Source organism: Nocardia africana NBRC 100379 (genome assembly GCF_001612635.1).
In the GTDB taxonomy this organism is placed as follows: domain Bacteria; phylum Actinomycetota; class Actinomycetes; order Mycobacteriales; family Mycobacteriaceae; genus Nocardia; species Nocardia africana.
Map to the genome: position 1 here is coordinate 39,389 of NZ_BDAV01000017.1, position 15,711 is coordinate 55,099.

Sequence of the window (15,711 nt, forward strand, 5' to 3'; positions counted from 1 at the left end):
AATCATTCGATACGAATAATCATATCGAGGAGTGCTTGTGCGACGTAAGGGCTTTATCGAGGGCGCGATCACCTCGATCGCGGCCGCCGCGGCGGCGATACTGACCATCGGCGCGGGAACCGCGAACGCCGCGTTCGGCCCACCCCCTCCGGTCGATCCGTATCTCGGGCCGGTCGGCACCGCCACCATGCACGGCGATGCCGAATCCTCCGACAGCACTCCGCTGCCGGGCGTCGGTACCGGCGCGGTCAACGCACAGTTCCGGGAACTGGCCGCCGCGTGCCCGACCATTCTGCAGGGCGCCGACGGCATGCCGCAGGCGTTGTGCACCACCGTCACCGACCGTTCGCCCAAGATATTCCTGCTCGACCCGAACAGCGGTCAGCCGCTCACGTCGCTGTCGCTGCCCAAGGGCGGACTGCTGGGCGGGGTGTACGCCTATCTGGACAATGCCGACCGCATGGTCATGGTCGACGGTGACGACAATCTGGTGCGGATCGCGCATACGAAGGAGGGCGACGGCTGGAAGCTGGCCATCGCCTCCTCGACTCCCCTCGGCGCCGCGGTGACCGGTCACTGCGGCGGGAACGGCTGCGACAGCGTCGCCTCGCTGATGCCCGATCGCGACGGCCGGGTGTGGTTCGCCACCGCCAACGGCGCGGTGGGCGCGGTCGACCCGAAAACCGGTGCCGCGCAATCGGTCACGCTGCCCGGCGAGCACGTCGACAACAGCATCTCGACCGCCCCGGAGGGCACCGCGGTCACCACCGATCATGCCACCTACCTGTTCACCGCGGACGCGTCGGGTGCTCCGCACCAGGTGTGGCGGCAGTCCTACGATCGCGGTCCGGCGCGCAAGCCCGGGCAGCTCAGCTGGGGCAGCGGGGCCAGTCCGACCTTCTTCGGACCGCGCGACGGTACCGACTATCTGGCGATCACCGATAACGCGGTGCCGCAGGAGAATCTGCTCGTCTACGACACCCGCACCGGCCGCCCGGTCTGCTCGATACCCGCGGTGGACGGCACCGAGAACTCGCCGATCGGCTCGGGCAACAGCGTCTTCGTGGCGAGCACCTACGGCTATCCGTATCCGGCGCTCCCGGACAACGCCGGGCCGAGCGAGCCGGACAAAGCCGACTTCACCGGCGGCATGGTCCGCATCGATGTGAATGCCGACGGTAACGGCTGCACCCGGAAATGGACCAGTGATGTGAAATCCGCTGCGGTCCCCCGGCTTTCCCTGGCGGACGGCAAGATCTACACGGTCGCCCGCAAGAATCAGATCGCCGGCATCGATACCGGCAGCGCCGGAGCGGTGATCGACACCTATCACCTCGTCGTGATCGACGCGGAAACCGGCACGGAGAATTCCAGCCGGTTGATCGGCACCAGCACCGTGCACGACACCCTGCAGATGGTCGGCACGATCGCGCCGGGACGCGTGCAATACCAGGGCACCACGACCGGGCTGTTCCGCATCACACCGAGCTGAACGAGATTTCGGCTGCACAGGGGCGAGACCGCTACCGGTCTCGCCCCTGTGCGTTTTCCGGGTCGCTCGAAGGTTGCTACTGTAACCGTTCGATGCACGCGACCCTCTACTAAATGCGTACGTACATAGTCGTATAGCCGCAGCAGCGTCCGGAATCCACTCGTCCCATTCGGTTCTCACGTTAAATGCTTATTACGCAGCTGTATCTGCTTGGTTAGCAACATTTCTCAACCGTAAACGTTTCTGCGTCACACCTTTACGCCGGGTTGGTAGTCGTTAATCTCAGTTCGCGCGATCCGGATAATCCGGATTTCGCACCGGCAGCGGATAATTCGGCAATTCTTCCCCTGGAATTCCCGGCCGCTCGCCGCCTTATCCGATCGACCACGATGAGGATCCGATGAACAAGACCACCCGTTTGGTCTCCGGCGCGACCATAGCTTTGATGGTGACCGGTGCCGTAGCCACCACCGCCACCACTGCCAACGCCGCCACCGGCACGCCCGCGGCCCCCGCCGTCGGCGCACCGATCGCCGCCGACCCGTTCACACTGACCACCGACATCCTTCCCGGCGTGCGCTACTCCAGCAACATGCAGGACGGCTCGGTGAGCATTCAGACCGGACTGGGCTCGCTCACCACGGTGGGCACCCAGTTCCAGGTCAAGGACGGCAGCGGCGCTCTCGTCGCCGGTACCGCCCTGGCCACCTCGCCCAAGGCCGAGCAGGCCGCCACCGCACCCGCCTCGCTGCCGGAGACCCAGCAGGCGGCCGCCGAGCTGCCGGCGCCCCAGCCGGCCGCCGTCGAACAACCGGTCACCTCCGCCCAGCCGATCTACACGCAGGACGAGTTCAACTCCGCCCTGAGCGTGGCCGCCACCCAGTTCGGGCTGGCGACCGGTATCGGCAGCCTCGCCGGCGGCCTGGTGGGCGGTGTCACCGGATGCGTCCTCGGCGCGACGATCGGTGCCGCGCTGGTGCCGGCGTTCTTCCTGGGCACCGGCCCCGCCGGCTGCCTGGTCGGCGCCGGACTCGGTGCGACGGTCGGCCCGCTGCTCGGTGCCGCCATCATCGGCATCCCGGTCGGTATCGCCAGCGCGGTGCAGATGTACAACACCCTCAACGCACCTGCTCCGGCCGCTTCCTGAACCGGCTCTCCTCCCCTGTGGCCCCGTCGTTCCGGCGGGGCCACAGCCGTTCCCGGGGGCCGAGAATGGGTACTATCCCGGTACGTAGTCGATGGTGGAGAGGTGCGATGGCACATCGTTTCGGGGATCTGGAGGCGGTGGTGATGGACCGCATCTGGTCCGCTCCCGACACCATCACCGTGCGGACCGTGTTCGAGGACCTGCTGCGCAGCCGGGAAATCGCCTACACCACGGTCATGACCACCATGGACAATCTGCACCGCAAGGGCTGGCTGGAACGCGAACGCGAGGGCAAGGCCTATCGCTATCGAGCGCGCCTGAGCCGCGAACAGTACAGCGCCCAGCTGATGCGCGAGGCGCTCGGCGGCGGCCGCTCCGATCTGGTACTCGCCCACTTCGTCGAGCAGATCTCCGACGACGACACCGCCGCACTGCGCAAGGTGCTGCGCCGCATGAAAACCCGGAACGCCCGCACCGAACAGCCGGGCACCGAGGTCGCCGAGTGACCCTCGCGCTGTGCCTGCTGGGGTATTCGGCACTGGTCTGCGTGCTCGGACCGCCGATCCTGACCCGGCTCACCGCGCACGGCAGCGTCCCCGCGCTCGGGGTGGTTGCCTGGCTCACCGCGATCGCCGCCGTCCTCGGCGCCTGGGCCGCTGCTGCCGTGGCCCTCACCGTGCAGGTCGCCCACACCTGGGATCTGCCGATGGCCCACCTGTTCGACGACTGCTGGGTGGCCGTGCACACTGCCGCCGACGGCAGCCACGGTCCGGTCGCGCAGTTCGCCGCGCTGATCTCGGCACTCGCGGTGATCGGGTTCGTCGCCGTGCGGGGAGTGCGGGTGATCGGTGCCGTGGTGCGCGCGGGACGCAGCAGCGCCCGGCACGCCCGCTCGGCATCGCTGGTCGGGCGGCGGCTGGACGACGCAGGCACGGCCGCGGCGGTGGTCATCGATGCGCCGCAGCGAGCGGCCTACTGTGTCGCGGGGCGACCGGGGACGGTCGTGGTGACCAGCGCCGCGGTGGCCGCGCTGGACCGTCCGCAGCTGGCGGCGGTTCTCGCCCACGAGGACGCGCACCTGGCCGGGCGGCACCATCTGATCCGGGCGTCGACCCGGGCGCTGGCCACCACCCTGCCGCGCATTCCGCTGTTCGCGGCCGCCGACGACCGCATCGCCCGGCTGCTGGAAATGTGCGCCGACGACCGCGCGGCCGGTCGTCACAGCCGCACCGCCGTACTCACCGCGCTGCTCACGCTGTCCGGAGCCACCGGCGACGCCGAGATCCGCTCGCTGCTCCCGGATACCGCGCTGGGCACCAGCACGCTCGCCGTCGCCGACCGGGTGCACCGGCTGGTGCGCGCCGAGTCGCGCGCCGGCCGGGCCGGCCGCGGACTTCCGCTCGCGCTGTTCGCGGCAGTGGTCGCCGCGGCGCCGGCCTCCGGATATCTTTTGGTGCATTTCGGGATGGCGGGCTGTCTGCCCTTCGTCCACTGACACGGCGCGGGGACCGGTCCACTCGAAACCGGTCCCCGCGCAGGGTCGTTCAGTTGTAGATTGCGCCGAACGACGGAACGGAGATCGTGCCCAGCTGGTACTGGAAACCGTCGGGGTTGGCGTCGGAAACCGGGACCGGCCACCGGTGCCACAGCGTCCCGTACACCGCGGCCACCACCATGCCCGCCCCCGGATCGAAGACCGGGGTGCGGATGGTGGTGTCCACCGGCACGTCGGTGTGTTCGATCAGCGTTTGGGTGCCGCTGCGCCCGTTCGACAGGTTGTACCAGACGACCTGCAGGCTCGCCCCGCTCTGATTCGGGGCGATGGTGCCCGGGCCGCCGAAGAAGCCGAGGCGGAAGCCGTCGTAGTTCAACGCGATTCCGGACCCGTAGACGCCGGGGCCGGTGCCGCGCCCGATGTCGGATTGGGCCGGAATCTGGAACGGCTGGGCGGGCAGCGCCGCCTGCTCGACGGTCGGCCCCGCAGCGAGCAGCCGATCGATCGCCTGTTCGGCGGCCGGATTACCGGCCGCCGCCGCACGCAGATGGGCGGTCGCCGCGGACCAGTCCACCGCGGCCGGTTCCGCCGCGACGGGACCGGCGAAGACCGCGGCGGCCGCCGCGGCCGCCGCCGCGGCCGCGGTGAGACGATGGGTGACACTCAGTCGACGCATAACCAGTTCTCCTCGAGTTTTCCGGTACAGCTTGCTGAGATATTGCGATATATCCGGTCACCGTAGCTTTTTCACCCCCGAGTGCGTGGGTGCGGCGCGCTGCAAACGGGCGCCGAGTTCGCGGATATGGTCGGCGACCTCGGGCGGGGAGTCGACGCGGAAGTCGTGGCCGAGCCGCAGCAGCCGGAAGACCAGCCACTGCATGGTGTCGGCCTCGGTGCGCAGCCGGCAGCTGTGTTCGTCGACTTCCTCGACCTCGCCGAGCGCACCCGCGGCGGCGCGGATATCGTCCGCCGGGGCGAACACGGTGACCTCCGCGCGGTACACCGGTGCCAGCGAATACAACGAATCGCGAACGTAGGTGGCCGCATCCTCGGCGGGCAATTGCCGTGCCTCGGTGCGCAATCCGATCGGCTGCGGATTCTCGATGCGATCGATCCGAAAGATCCGCCAATCGTCGCGCTCGCGATCGAAGGCGACCAGATACCAGCGCTGTCCCGCGGCGACCAGACGATGCGGGTCGACCAGTCGCCGGGTCCGCGCACCGGAGTTCGAGCGGTAGCCGAACCGCAGTTGTTCCCGCCCTCCGATCGCGGCCGCCAGCACCGTCAGCACGGCGGTGTCGACTGGCGAATCCGATTCGGCGGCAAGGGTTTCGGTAGCGGCGCTCACCGAGCGCACCCGGGCCCGCAGCCGGGTCGGGAGCACCTGTTCGAGTTTGGCCAGCGCTCGCACCGCCGCCTCGTCCGCACCGGGCAGCGCATGCGCGGCGACGGTGCGCAGCCCGATCGCGGTGGACACCGCCTCGTGGTCGTCGAGCAGCAGCGGCGGCATCGCCGTCCCCGCGGCCAGCCGGTATCCGCCGTACACACCCATCGTCGCCTGCACCGGATAGTCGAGTTCGCGCAGCCGATCGATATCGCGCCGCACGGTGCGGGGACTGACGCCCAGTCGCTGCGCGAGCTCGCTGCCCGACCACTCGCGCGGTGTCTGCAGCAACGACAGGAGGGTGAGCAGGCGCTGCGTCGTATCGGTCACCACCCCATTCTGACGCGGAACTAGGACAGTTCCCGACCGTTATGCACGAGGCCTGCCGAGCGCGTGGTCCGCCACGTCGCCCGGTTCAGCGCTGGGGACAGCGATCGATCTGCGGCAGAATGCCTGTGCCGCAACCTGATCGGCAGGTCACGGCACAGCGGAGGCGGGAATGACCGAGGAAATTCTGGGCCAGCATGCCGAGGTCGAGGTGGACGGATCACCGATGGCGGTCTATCTGGCGCGGCCGGTGCGCAGCGGCCGGTTGCCGGTGGTGCTGGTCGGCGCCGAATTGTGGGGTCTGACCGCCGAGGTGCGGGCGGTAACCGACCGGGTGGCCGCGCTGGGTTATGTGACGGTGGTCGCGAACCTGTATCACCGGTGTGGTCCCGAGACCGCCGCCGGCCTGGCCGAATCCGATGAGAACCGGGCGCGGGCCTTCGAGCTGCTCGGCAACCTCACCCGCGACGGTGTGGAGGCGGATCTGCGGGCGGCCGTGGCCTTCGCCCGCGCGGAGGGTGAAGGCGGCGACACCACCGGCGCCCTCGGCTTCAGCCTCGGCGGGCACATCACCTACTTCGCCGCGACCCGGCTGGAGCTGGCCGCCGCGGCGATCTTCTACCCCGGCTGGCTGCCGGTCGCCGGTACCGCGCTGAGCATTCCGGACCCGCTGCTGGCCCACACCTCGTCGATCGCAGAACGCGGCACCCGCCTGCTGATCCTGCTGGCCGAACGTGACCACGTGATCGACGCCGAACAGCGCACGGCCATCGATACCGCGCTCGCGCAGGCAGGAGCGGAGTACGAACTGGTCGTCTATCCCGGTGCGCAGCACGCCTACTTCTTCGCCGGACGGCCGGTGCACGACGCGGTTGCCGCGGCCGATTCCTGGCAGCGCGTGACCGAGCTGTTCGCCACGACACTGGGGTCGGTGACCGATGATTTTCCGGCGCCCACCCCGTCTTAGGAGCATGCAGACACAGATCCTCAGCACCCCCGAGGCCGAGCTCACCTACGACGTCCGCGGTCCGCTGCCGACCGCCGACGGGCGCGCGCCGCTGCTCATGGTCGGCCAGCCGATGACGGCCGACGGTTTCGCGACCCTCGCCTCCTACTTCCCCGACCGCACGGTGATCACCTACGACCCGCGCGGACTGGGACGCAGCGTGCGCAAGGACGGGCGCGTCGACCATTCGCCCGTCGTGCAGGCCGAGGATCTGCACGCGCTCATCGAGGAGATCGGTGGTCCGGTGGAAATCTTCGCCAGCAGCGGCGGAGCCGTGACCGCACTGGCCCTGGTGGCCGCCCACCCCGGCGACGTGACCACACTCGTCGCGCACGAACCGCCGATCCTGCCGGTGTTGCCCGACGCGGAAGCGGCCCGCCGCGCACAGATCGCCGTGCGAGATATCTACGAGGCCAAGGGGTTCGGCGCGGGGATGGCCGCCTTCATCGCGATGGCATCGTGGCAGGGCGAATTCACCGAGGAGTTCTTTGCCCTGCCCGCCCCCGACCCGGCCCAGTTCGGAATGCCCACCGAAGACGACGGCTCCCGCGACGACCCGCTGGTCTCGGACCGGTCCTGGCCGGTCAGCGGCTACGAGCCCGACGTCGCCGCCCTGACCGCAGCACCCACCCATGTCCTCATCGCCGTCGGCGAGGAGTCGGCAGGCGTCCTGACCGCCCGCACCGCGGCCGCGACAGCCGCCCTCCTCGGCCAACAGCCCACCGTCTTCCCCAGTCACCACAGCGGTTTCGTCGGCGGAGACGCCAGCTACGCGGGCCGGCCGGAGGCTTTCGCGAAGCGACTGCGAGAGGTACTCGACGCGCACCGCTGATCCGGAAACCGTTCACGGCGAGCGCTTTACGATCACGCGATCTCGCCGCGGCGGCCCCGGACGCGGCAATATCGGATGTCCTGGACCGCTGGGGAGAACGATAGGTCGGATATCTCCTCCCAAGGTCTCGGGGCGAGGTTACCTTCGGCCCTGGGGCATTTACGGAGCTGTGCCGATGATGGATCTATGACGACGGGATCCGGTGTCGGCCCCATGCTGATCGAGTCCGCGGTGCCGGCCTTCGACGCCGGCCTGATCGAGCATCTGGTGGTGCACGCTGATCCGCGTGCGACCTACCAGGCGGCACGCGGTCTGGATTTGCTGAGCGTGCGTACGCCGCTGACGACGGTCTCGATGTGGATTCGGGGGCTGCCCGCTCGCTGGAGCGGCCGGGCCGTCCCCACTCCGCGGCGACTGGTGGTGGGTGAGGGCGTCGGGCTGCCGGGCTGGCTGCTGCTCGGCGAGATACCGGGGCGTGAGATCGCGTTCGGTGCGGTCGGCAAGTTCTGGCGGCCGGATATCGAATGGCGCGACGTACCACGGGCGGACTTCGCCGGCTTCACCGAGCCGGGTTGGGGGAAGATCGCGGCGAACTTCACCGTCACCGGTTATGGCGAGCATGCCAGCCTGCTCGGCTACGAGGTTCGCACCGTCACCACCGATCCGGTATCGCGGCGGCGATTTCTGCGGTACTGGTGGTTGATCCGCCCGTTCGTGGCGCACATAATGCGGGCCACGTTGCGCACGATCGCTACGGATGCGGAAACACGGGGATGATGGATATCGACCGACAGTCGTTGCGAGCCGGCGGATTCCGATCGCACGCCGACAGTTCACGCGGAGGCCGGATCGACCGAGCCGGGCCGGCGGACCTGACGGTGCTGGCCGCAGACCATGCCTCGGTGCCGATGAACCTCGGCGCAATTCTGATCTTCGACGGTGCGGGGCCGACTCCGGCCGAAGTCCGCGCGTTGCTGCACGAACGTGTCCCGCATGTCCCGCGTCTGCGGCAGGCACTGCGCCGCACCCCTTTCGGCTGCGGCCGGCCGATCTGGGTCGACGATCCGACGTTTTCGGTGGATCGGCATCTGACACATCTGGGGTGGCCGCAACCAGGCACTCGCCGGGCACTGTTCGATATCGCCGCCGACCTGCTGTGCCGTCCGTTCGCACCCGATCTTCCACTGTGGCAGGCGTATTCGGTGACCGGAACCGGCCGTGCCGCACTCGTCGTCGTCCTGCATCACGTGCTCGCGGACGGCCTCGGCAGTCTGGCCGTCCTGACTGCCCTGGCCGACGAAGGCGACCACGCAGCCGTCGCGCGCTTTCCACGCCCAGCGCCGAGCATCCGGGAACTTGCGGTGGACGCGACACTGGCGAAGCTGCACGCGATCGGCTCGCTTGCGGCCGGTCTTCGGCGTGGCCGTGCGGGACTGCGGGAATTGACCTTCGGGGCGCCCTTACTGCCTCCGGCCGAACGGATCTCGCTGATCCGGCCCACCACACACCGCCGCAGACTGGCATCGACCGCCGTGGCGCTGAACGAGGTGGCCGCCACCGCACACCGGTTCGGGGGCACCGTCAACGATGTCGTCCTCGCCGCGGTCACCGGTGCCCTGCTCGAGATCCTGGACGGGCGCGGGGAACGACCGCACCGGCTGGTGATGTCGATTCCGGTCTCCGGGCGCCGTACCGCCACCGTGAGCGATCTCGGCAACGACACCGGCGTGCGCCCGCTGGCGGTGCCGGCCATCACCGATGATCCGGCTCGGCTTACCGCGATCGTCACCGCGACCACCGCCGCGCGAGGATCGTCGACCCGGGCGAGCTCGGCGAGGCCGCTGGGGTTGGCATTCCGGCTGCTTCATCGCTTCGGCTTGTTCCGGCTGTTCATCGACCATCAACGACTGGTGCATACCTTCGAAACGAACCTGCGCGGCCCCGGCACGGCCCTGCACCTGGCGGGCCACCGGATCGACGCGCTCCTGCCACTGGTAGCGACACCGGGAAACGTCGGCGTCACCTTCGCGGTGCTGTCCTACGCGGGCACCCTCACAGTCGACACCATCGCCGACCCCGACATCCTCCCCGAGCAAGACACCCTCACCCGCGCACTACACGCAACCTTCACCCGCCTTGCGCACACCCGGCCGTGAATCACCCTCTCGGAGAAGGACGTTCCGTGGATGCGGCCGTCCGCTCGATGTTGCGCTTCAGCACGGCCAGCATGCGCGCCTGCATGATCCACACCACTACGGGAAAGGCCCAGTCGTACATCAACCGCTCGAACCACCGGGGGCGGGCGGCTTGGTAGCCGCCGATGACCAGTCGGGTGCGTCGGCCAGGCAGCTCGGTCAGGCGAAAGCCCCACAGCCCCTCCATGTAGGCCGAGGGCCGCGGCCGGCTCGGATCGAGCAACTGTCCCCGGAGATCGGCTAGCCAGTAGAGCCCCAAGAATCGGTTCGGTTCAAGGGTCACCACCGCATAAGAGGCGAGACCGAGGCACTTCAGACGGTCCCCGACGCCGAGACCCTGCCACTCCGGGTGAACCTCCCGTGCGCTGGGACGGCCCGCGTTGTCGAAGAGGTCCCAGGAATAGAAGCCTCCGCGGTCCCAACCCATTTGAACCAGCCACGGCCATACCTGCTCCGCGGCCGCCTCGATGGTCACGGCCATGGTTGCTCCCCGCTCGCCCTCGGGGACAAGGTCACGACCAGGAAAGGGGCCGGCAACTTCGTCATCGGTCGCACCCCACGTCATCAGTCGAGGCGCCAGAAGGCGCCGGTAGGCCACCGCAGCCGCTATGCCCACTGCCGCGGCACCCGTGATCTCGTGCACACCGGTCATACGACAACCATGCGACACCGCGCAGGCAAGCCACCAGGGCCGAACGTCATACCGTTCGAGCGGACCCGAGACCTCGGTCGACGACTCGGCACACGACGCGTCCTCGATCTCCGACGCGCGCTGATCGCTGCCTGCGCGGAGTGCTTCTCTTCGGAAGCCACTGCCCTGTCGCGGAATTGACGGATCCCGCCATCACAGGGAGCACCATCTCCCGTATTCGGACCGAGATCCGTAGCGCAGGACAACCTGTACGTGGACTTGTTCACGACGCGGCTGATTCCCGGTCTACCGTGGATGGGTATGGGCAACAGGGAAATCCTGGTCACGGTGAGCGAGGACGAGTGGCTCACCCTGCAGCAGGCCGCCGAGGCCGCCGGCATGAGCGTGCCTGCCTACCTGGCGTGGGGCGCGCGGATCCTGGCCATGCAGGCCCGCCCCGGCATCCGAAGCCGCGAAACCCCGGCAGGTCCACCGGCTCGGCGTCGCCATGGCGAGCCCGCGGAGGAATCGGCCGCGGCGGCATGGGCGGAAACCTTCACCCAGCGGCTGTCGCACCACGCCGCTCGCCTCCACGAAACCGAGATCTGACCGCCCGGCGGGCGAATCCACATGCGCCGCTAAGCGCCTCCGCCGGGTGTCGGAGCGGGCCGTGGTTGACTTTCGAGGGTGCTCAGGAAGCTTTCGGCAGCATCCTGGACCCGGTCGCGGTCGCCGGTGGCGAGCAGATCCATGTTCTGATCACCGCGGCGTCCAGCGCTGTTGGACTGGCCGCCATCCAGATCGCCAATCAGATCGGCGCAATCCCCCTCGCCGTCACCCGCCATACCGCCAAGCAGGACACCCTGCTGGCAGCCGGCGCCGCCGCAGTCATCGTCACCGACCACGACGATCTCGTCGAGGCCACGCACCGGCACACCGCCGGCGCCGGCGCCGACATCATCCTGGATTCCGTCATGGGCCCCGGCCTGGCGGAACTGGCGAACGCGGCAAAACCGTTCAGCGGCACCCTGGTCACGGTCGGCTGGCTCGACCCCAGGCCCGCACCGTTCCCCGCCGCCCCGATCACGATGATCCGGTACATGAGCTTCGAGCACACCCTCGATCCGGCGGCGGTCCACCGCATCGCCGCCTTCCTCGACGCCGGAATCCGCACCGGCGCAGTGCAACCCACGATCGACACGGTGTTCCCCCTCGACGACATCGTCGCCGCCCACCACTACCTGGAAGAGGGCAAACACATCGGCAAAATCGTGGCCACCATCTGACAGACGATCTTCGAACTCGCTGTCGGCCGCGCGGGGCCGAGACCGCCTAAGCGGGTAGATGATCGTAAGCTTGCCGTCCGGTATTCAGGAGGTGTGTCTACCGTGCCGTTTCCGCCCGAGATCACCCAACGGTTGCGCAGTACCCCGGAACAGATGGCCGCCGCATGGGTGGGAGGGAGCCGCCCGGCGATAGAACCCATCGTTCTCGTTCCTTACGACCCGAACTGGCCACGAATGTTCGACGAGCAGGCCGAAACAATCCGGGAAGTCCTTGCCGGCCAAAGGATCACCATCGAGCATGTCGGCAGCACCGCAGTCCCCGGCCTGGCCGCCAAACCGATCATCGACATCGACCTCATCGTGGCCGACTCCGCGGCCGAGGCCAGCTACGTACCCCACCTGGAACGCGCCGGTTTCCGCCTGGTTCTGCGGGAGCCCTTCTGGCACCAGCACCGTATGCTCACCCGCACCGGCCCGGCGGTGAACCTGCACGTCTTCAGCCCGAACGCGCCCGAGCACATCCGGCATCTGATCTTCCGGGACTGGCTACGCACCCACGCCAGCGATCGGGACCTCTACGAAGCCGCCAAACGCACTATCGTCGCGAAAACCGTTGCTACCCCGGCCGACTACAACCTGGCCAAGAATCCGATCATCGACGAAATCTACGGCCGAGCCTTCGAGCACGCCGATCGGGAATGAAGCGGAACGAACAAGGCCCGGTTTCGCACGTCGATCGGTAGCTGCCGGGACAGCTCGGATGGCCTGTTCGCAGCAGAGCGACGTCTCAGCTCAGCGGCGCCATCCACGGCACGGCGTTGTGGGCAAAGCTCTGCTTGACCGGAATCAGCCCGGAATGATCGTCCAACGCCGTGATCGTGACGCCCACCAAGCCCGCTTCGTCACCCTTGGACGCGACCGAGGAACCGCACTTCGGACAGAACCCGCGGCAGATCTGCGGGAACGTCTCGAACCAGGTCGGCTCACCGCCCGGACCGGTCCACTCGAATCCCTTCTCCGGGAAGGACACCCACGCCATCACCGGGGCGCCCGAGAGCCGCTGACAGTGTTCGCACGAGCACAGGTGAGGAAAGTCCGGGTCGCCCATCGCGGAGAACCGGATGTTGCCGCAGAGACAGCCGCCGTCCATATCGCCCCTTCCCGCGCCCGACACCATGCCGGTTCCGAACGACCCTACGAGACAGGTCCGACAGACCGGGGCGCAACACCTCGGAAAGACGCGGACAAGATATTCCTTGACAGGAATATTCTTCGAAGTGAATACTTTCCTCATGGATCAGATCTTCTCCGCCTTGGGCGACGGTTCGCGGTGGCGGATCGTCGAACTGCTGGCCGAGCGGCCTCGGTCGGTGGGCGAGTTGGCGGAGGCGACCGGGTTGCGGCAGCCGCAGACGACCAAACATCTGCAGACGCTGGCGCGGGCGGGGGTGGTGGCGGTCTTTCCGTTGGGGCAGCGACGGGTGTACGCGCTGGAGGCGGGACCGCTGCGCGAGCTGGCTCGGCGACTCGGCGAGATTGTGGAGACGGCCGAGGCGCATGCCGGCGAGCGGGATGTGGTTGCCCGATACCGCGCGGCGATCGAGACGGAAATCGCTGCGGCACAACAGGATCGGTGGGCGGACGGGCGGACGTTCAGCTTCGAGCGCTCACTGTCCGCGCCGCGTGCCACCGTCTGGCGGCACTGGGTCGAACCCGATCTGCTGGCGGCCTGGTGGGCCCCGGCGCCGATGCGCATCACCGAATGCGTGCTCGAACCCGTCTCCGGCGGCCGAGCCGTACTGGACTATCGCGACCCCGAAGGGCAGCGCTATCGCTCGCAGGGGCGCGTGCTGGCAGCGGAGAAGGACGAGCGCCTCGCCTTCGACCTGTCCGTTCTGGATGCCGCGGGCGCGGTGGCTTTCACCGGCCGCTACAGCCTCACCCTCAGCGAGAGCGCCGGGGGCACCCGGCTGCACCTGGCACTGACCATCACGGAAACGACCGTCGAGGCGGCCGCCTTCATCGCCGGAATCGAAACCGGTTGGGCCACAGTCCTCGACAACCTCGCCGACGCCGTCGGCGCCGCGACATCCACCGAATAACCGGACGAACAACAAAGGAGCCCACCATGAGCGACACCCGCAGAGTGACCGCCAACCTCAGCATCACCCTCGACGGCCGGTACCACGGTCCCGGCGGCCCCGCCGATATGGGTCCGATCGTGCGCTATGCGACCACCGAGGTCGCGCGCGACCACCTCACCCGGATGCGGGAGAACGCCACGACGGCGGTGCTCGGCCGGCTCAACGCGGAGGGTTTCCTCGGCTTCTGGCCCTCGGTCGCCACCGACGACACCGCCGACCCGCGCGACCGCGGCTATGCGAAATGGCTGGTCGATACGGAGAAGGTGGTGCTGTCCCGGACACTGACCGACGCGCCGTGGGATCGCACCCGCATCGTCAACGCCCCGGCCGCCGACGTGATCGCCGATCTGCGCAGCACCGGCACCGGCGACATCCTCGTCAACAGCAGCGCGAGCGTCATCAAGGATCTGCTCGCCGCCGATCTGCTCGACCGCCTCTACCTCATCGTCTGCCCCGAGATCGCCGGTGGCGGACCGCGCCTGTTCGACGACGGCCTGCCGGCGACGACATGGTCACTGTCCCACCAGGAAACGGGAGCACTGGGCGAGATGGCCGTCGTCTACGACCGCGTGCGCTGACCGGGTTGCGCCCTCACGCCCCGAGGGCGTCGGCGAACAGCGGCCACGAGGTGTGCAGGTCCTCCTGCCAGTAGCCCCAGGAGTGGGTGCCGGTCGGCCGGAAGTCGAAGGTCGCGGGCACACCGAGTTGTTGCAGGCGATCGTGCAGCTGATGGGTGCAGATATTCGTGACGCCTTCGAGCGCCGCACCGAAGACCAGTTGGTAGGCGAGCTGCGTCGCGTCGTTGTGCGCGCCCTCGAACGTATCGAGCGGACCCGGGATCCCGGTACCGGTGGAGACGTAGATCGCGGTGCCGCGCAAGCGATCCGCGTGCAGATAGGGGTCGTTGGCCGCCCACGCCGGGTCCGTCGGTGGCCCCCACATGTTCACCGTGTTTCCCATCCGATTTCCGACCACGGCGTCGACGATCAACTGCCCCTGCGGGTCGCTGGTGCGCACACATCCGGAATACGAGCCGACCGCCTTGTACAAACCGGGGGCGGCCAGCGCCAGCTGGAATACCGAGGTACCCGCCATCGAGATTCCCGCGATCGCGTTCACCCCGGTACCGCCGAAACCGGAATCGATGATGGGCGGCAGTTCCTTGGTCAGGAAGGTGCGCCACCGCTGCCTGCCCAGCACCGGATCGTCGGCGCGCCAATCGGTGAAGTAACTGCTGGCGCCGCCGAACGGCACCACCACATTCACCTGCTTGTCGGCGAAGAATCCGGCGATATCGGTGCGATCGGACCAGCTGCCGTCGCTGATGCCGCCGTTGGCGCCGTTGAGCAGATACAGCGTCGGCGCCGGCCGGTCCGGGTCGGCGGCGCGAATCAGTTGTACGCGAGTCACATTGCGCATCGCCGCCGAGTACACGCCGATATCGAGGACCCGGTCGTCGCGCCGGTGAATCTCGCTGATGTGTGATCCGTCGGGTGCGGTGACCGCCGCCGGATCGTCGGGCTCGGCGGTCGCGCGATCGTTCGAGGCGGTGATCGCGGCCGCCACGGTGATCACCGCCGACAGCAGCGCGACGGCACGGACGATGCGCATTCTCCGCGGACGGCTGACCATCCTCGCACTCCGATCTCGACATGTGTTCGCGGCACGACTCCCCGACGGCCGACCACAGTCAACGACGCCGGCCACTCCCCCGCCATCCGATGACACGGAATTTGTGGCCATTACCAGACCGGGCGCGCCCGCGCTGGCAT

Annotated in this window: 18 protein-coding genes; 13 read left to right on the top strand and 5 right to left on the bottom strand. The window is 68.5% G+C overall.

The genetic code is table 11. The features are described 5' to 3' along the window. The first annotated feature begins 31 nt into the window (after window positions 1–31). The 4 genes from NA3_RS28575 to NA3_RS28590 all read left to right on the top strand — a co-directional run bounded on the left by NA3_RS28575 (window position 32) and on the right by NA3_RS28590 (window position 4,134). The gene (locus NA3_RS28575; protein ID WP_372464232.1) at window positions 32–1,492 is read left to right on the top strand and encodes an NHL repeat-containing protein; all 1,461 of its coding nucleotides are present in this window, start codon (window positions 32–34) and stop codon (window positions 1,490–1,492) included. Between the two features lie 400 nt (window positions 1,493–1,892). Further along, window positions 1,893–2,639 carry a DUF8020 domain-containing protein gene (locus NA3_RS28580; RefSeq protein ID WP_062966848.1) on the top strand — a complete coding sequence of 249 codons (747 nt, stop codon included), beginning with the start codon at window positions 1,893–1,895 and terminating at the stop codon, window positions 2,637–2,639. A 107-nt stretch (window positions 2,640–2,746) separates the two neighbouring features. After that, window positions 2,747–3,145, top strand: a complete 399-nt coding sequence (locus NA3_RS28585; protein ID WP_062966849.1) for a BlaI/MecI/CopY family transcriptional regulator — start codon at window positions 2,747–2,749, stop codon at window positions 3,143–3,145. Continuing rightward, window positions 3,142–4,134, top strand: coding sequence for a M56 family metallopeptidase (locus NA3_RS28590; RefSeq protein WP_062966851.1), 993 nt, complete (start codon window positions 3,142–3,144; stop codon window positions 4,132–4,134). The genes NA3_RS28585 and NA3_RS28590 overlap by 4 nt, the downstream gene beginning before the upstream one ends. A 49-nt stretch (window positions 4,135–4,183) precedes the next feature. Here the strand turns inward: NA3_RS28590 and NA3_RS28595 are convergent, their stop codons facing one another. Next, window positions 4,184–4,810, bottom strand: a complete 627-nt coding sequence (locus tag NA3_RS28595) for a hypothetical protein (protein ID WP_062966853.1) — start codon at window positions 4,808–4,810, stop codon at window positions 4,184–4,186. A 57-nt stretch (window positions 4,811–4,867) separates the two neighbouring features. Beyond that, window positions 4,868–5,848 (bottom strand): helix-turn-helix transcriptional regulator, encoded by a 981-nt coding sequence (locus NA3_RS28600; RefSeq protein WP_062967093.1) that lies wholly within the window; start codon window positions 5,846–5,848, stop codon window positions 4,868–4,870. Between the two features lie 169 nt (window positions 5,849–6,017). On the opposite strand from NA3_RS28600, the gene NA3_RS28605 reads away from it, so the two are divergent. The 4 genes from NA3_RS28605 (at window position 6,018) to NA3_RS28620 (ending at window position 9,839) form a co-directional block, all read left to right on the top strand. After that, complete coding sequence (locus NA3_RS28605; RefSeq protein WP_062966855.1) at window positions 6,018–6,812, top strand: dienelactone hydrolase family protein; 795 nt, start codon at window positions 6,018–6,020, stop codon at window positions 6,810–6,812. 4 nt (window positions 6,813–6,816) lie between these two features. Next, window positions 6,817–7,683, top strand: a complete 867-nt coding sequence (locus NA3_RS28610) for an alpha/beta fold hydrolase (RefSeq protein ID WP_062966857.1) — start codon at window positions 6,817–6,819, stop codon at window positions 7,681–7,683. A 186-nt stretch (window positions 7,684–7,869) separates the two neighbouring features. Beyond that, window positions 7,870–8,460, top strand: coding sequence for a hypothetical protein (locus tag NA3_RS37820; protein WP_062966859.1), 591 nt, complete (start codon window positions 7,870–7,872; stop codon window positions 8,458–8,460). Then, window positions 8,457–9,839 (top strand): wax ester/triacylglycerol synthase domain-containing protein, encoded by a 1,383-nt coding sequence (locus NA3_RS28620; protein WP_167355058.1) that lies wholly within the window; start codon window positions 8,457–8,459, stop codon window positions 9,837–9,839. Before NA3_RS37820 ends, NA3_RS28620 begins: the two co-directional genes overlap by 4 nt. A 1-nt stretch (window position 9,840) precedes the next feature. Here NA3_RS28620 and NA3_RS28625 read toward each other — a convergent pair whose 3' ends face one another. After that, window positions 9,841–10,530: a hypothetical protein gene (locus tag NA3_RS28625; RefSeq protein ID WP_062966862.1), complete on the bottom strand. Its 690-nt coding sequence runs from the start codon at window positions 10,528–10,530 to the stop codon at window positions 9,841–9,843. A gap of 300 nt (window positions 10,531–10,830) precedes the next feature. Here NA3_RS28625 and NA3_RS28630 point away from each other — a divergent pair, with 300 nt between their 5' ends. From NA3_RS28630 to NA3_RS28640, 3 genes are all read left to right on the top strand, one after another. Further along, window positions 10,831–11,118: a hypothetical protein gene (locus NA3_RS28630; RefSeq protein ID WP_157126604.1), complete on the top strand. Its 288-nt coding sequence runs from the start codon at window positions 10,831–10,833 to the stop codon at window positions 11,116–11,118. Window positions 11,119–11,183: 65 nt separating this feature from the next. Then, entirely contained in the window at window positions 11,184–11,795 is a 612-nt protein-coding gene (locus tag NA3_RS28635; protein ID WP_062966866.1) for a zinc-binding dehydrogenase, read from the top strand. A gap of 102 nt (window positions 11,796–11,897) precedes the next feature. Beyond that, window positions 11,898–12,497 (top strand): GrpB family protein, encoded by a 600-nt coding sequence (locus tag NA3_RS28640; RefSeq protein WP_227995282.1) that lies wholly within the window; start codon window positions 11,898–11,900, stop codon window positions 12,495–12,497. A gap of 85 nt (window positions 12,498–12,582) precedes the next feature. Here the strand turns inward: NA3_RS28640 and NA3_RS28645 are convergent, their stop codons facing one another. Continuing rightward, window positions 12,583–12,972 carry a GFA family protein gene (locus NA3_RS28645; RefSeq protein WP_062966871.1) on the bottom strand — a complete coding sequence of 130 codons (390 nt, stop codon included), beginning with the start codon at window positions 12,970–12,972 and terminating at the stop codon, window positions 12,583–12,585. A 115-nt stretch (window positions 12,973–13,087) separates the two neighbouring features. On the opposite strand from NA3_RS28645, the gene NA3_RS28650 reads away from it, so the two are divergent. After that, window positions 13,088–13,897: a metalloregulator ArsR/SmtB family transcription factor gene (locus NA3_RS28650; RefSeq protein WP_062966873.1), complete on the top strand. Its 810-nt coding sequence runs from the start codon at window positions 13,088–13,090 to the stop codon at window positions 13,895–13,897. A 26-nt stretch (window positions 13,898–13,923) separates the two neighbouring features. Next, a complete protein-coding gene (locus NA3_RS28655; protein ID WP_062966875.1) occupies window positions 13,924–14,517 on the top strand; it encodes a dihydrofolate reductase family protein in 594 nt (197 codons plus the stop codon). A 13-nt stretch (window positions 14,518–14,530) separates the two neighbouring features. Here NA3_RS28655 and NA3_RS28660 read toward each other — a convergent pair whose 3' ends face one another. Beyond that, window positions 14,531–15,571, bottom strand: a complete 1,041-nt coding sequence (locus NA3_RS28660) for an alpha/beta hydrolase (RefSeq protein WP_062966877.1) — start codon at window positions 15,569–15,571, stop codon at window positions 14,531–14,533. Window positions 15,572–15,711: the final 140 nt, after the last annotated feature.

What these genes read in the sequence shown, in the direction of transcription:
- NA3_RS28605 (WP_062966855.1), top strand. Translation starts at nt 6,018, where the DNA reads ATGACCGAGGAAATTCTGGGCCAGCATGCCGAGGTCGAGGTGGACGGA.
- NA3_RS28645 (WP_062966871.1), bottom strand. Translation starts at nt 12,972, where the DNA reads ATGGTGTCGGGCGCGGGAAGGGGCGATATGGACGGCGGCTGTCTCTGC.
- NA3_RS28620 (WP_167355058.1), top strand. Translation starts at nt 8,457, where the DNA reads ATGATGGATATCGACCGACAGTCGTTGCGAGCCGGCGGATTCCGATCG.
- NA3_RS28580 (WP_062966848.1), top strand. Translation starts at nt 1,893, where the DNA reads ATGAACAAGACCACCCGTTTGGTCTCCGGCGCGACCATAGCTTTGATG.
- NA3_RS28630 (WP_157126604.1), top strand. Translation starts at nt 10,831, where the DNA reads ATGGGCAACAGGGAAATCCTGGTCACGGTGAGCGAGGACGAGTGGCTC.
- NA3_RS28610 (WP_062966857.1), top strand. Translation starts at nt 6,817, where the DNA reads ATGCAGACACAGATCCTCAGCACCCCCGAGGCCGAGCTCACCTACGAC.
- NA3_RS28595 (WP_062966853.1), bottom strand. Translation starts at nt 4,810, where the DNA reads ATGCGTCGACTGAGTGTCACCCATCGTCTCACCGCGGCCGCGGCGGCG.
- NA3_RS28650 (WP_062966873.1), top strand. Translation starts at nt 13,088, where the DNA reads ATGGATCAGATCTTCTCCGCCTTGGGCGACGGTTCGCGGTGGCGGATC.
- NA3_RS28625 (WP_062966862.1), bottom strand. Translation starts at nt 10,530, where the DNA reads ATGACCGGTGTGCACGAGATCACGGGTGCCGCGGCAGTGGGCATAGCG.
- NA3_RS28655 (WP_062966875.1), top strand. Translation starts at nt 13,924, where the DNA reads ATGAGCGACACCCGCAGAGTGACCGCCAACCTCAGCATCACCCTCGAC.
- NA3_RS28585 (WP_062966849.1), top strand. Translation starts at nt 2,747, where the DNA reads ATGGCACATCGTTTCGGGGATCTGGAGGCGGTGGTGATGGACCGCATC.
- NA3_RS37820 (WP_062966859.1), top strand. Translation starts at nt 7,870, where the DNA reads ATGACGACGGGATCCGGTGTCGGCCCCATGCTGATCGAGTCCGCGGTG.
- NA3_RS28660 (WP_062966877.1), bottom strand. Translation starts at nt 15,571, where the DNA reads ATGGTCAGCCGTCCGCGGAGAATGCGCATCGTCCGTGCCGTCGCGCTG.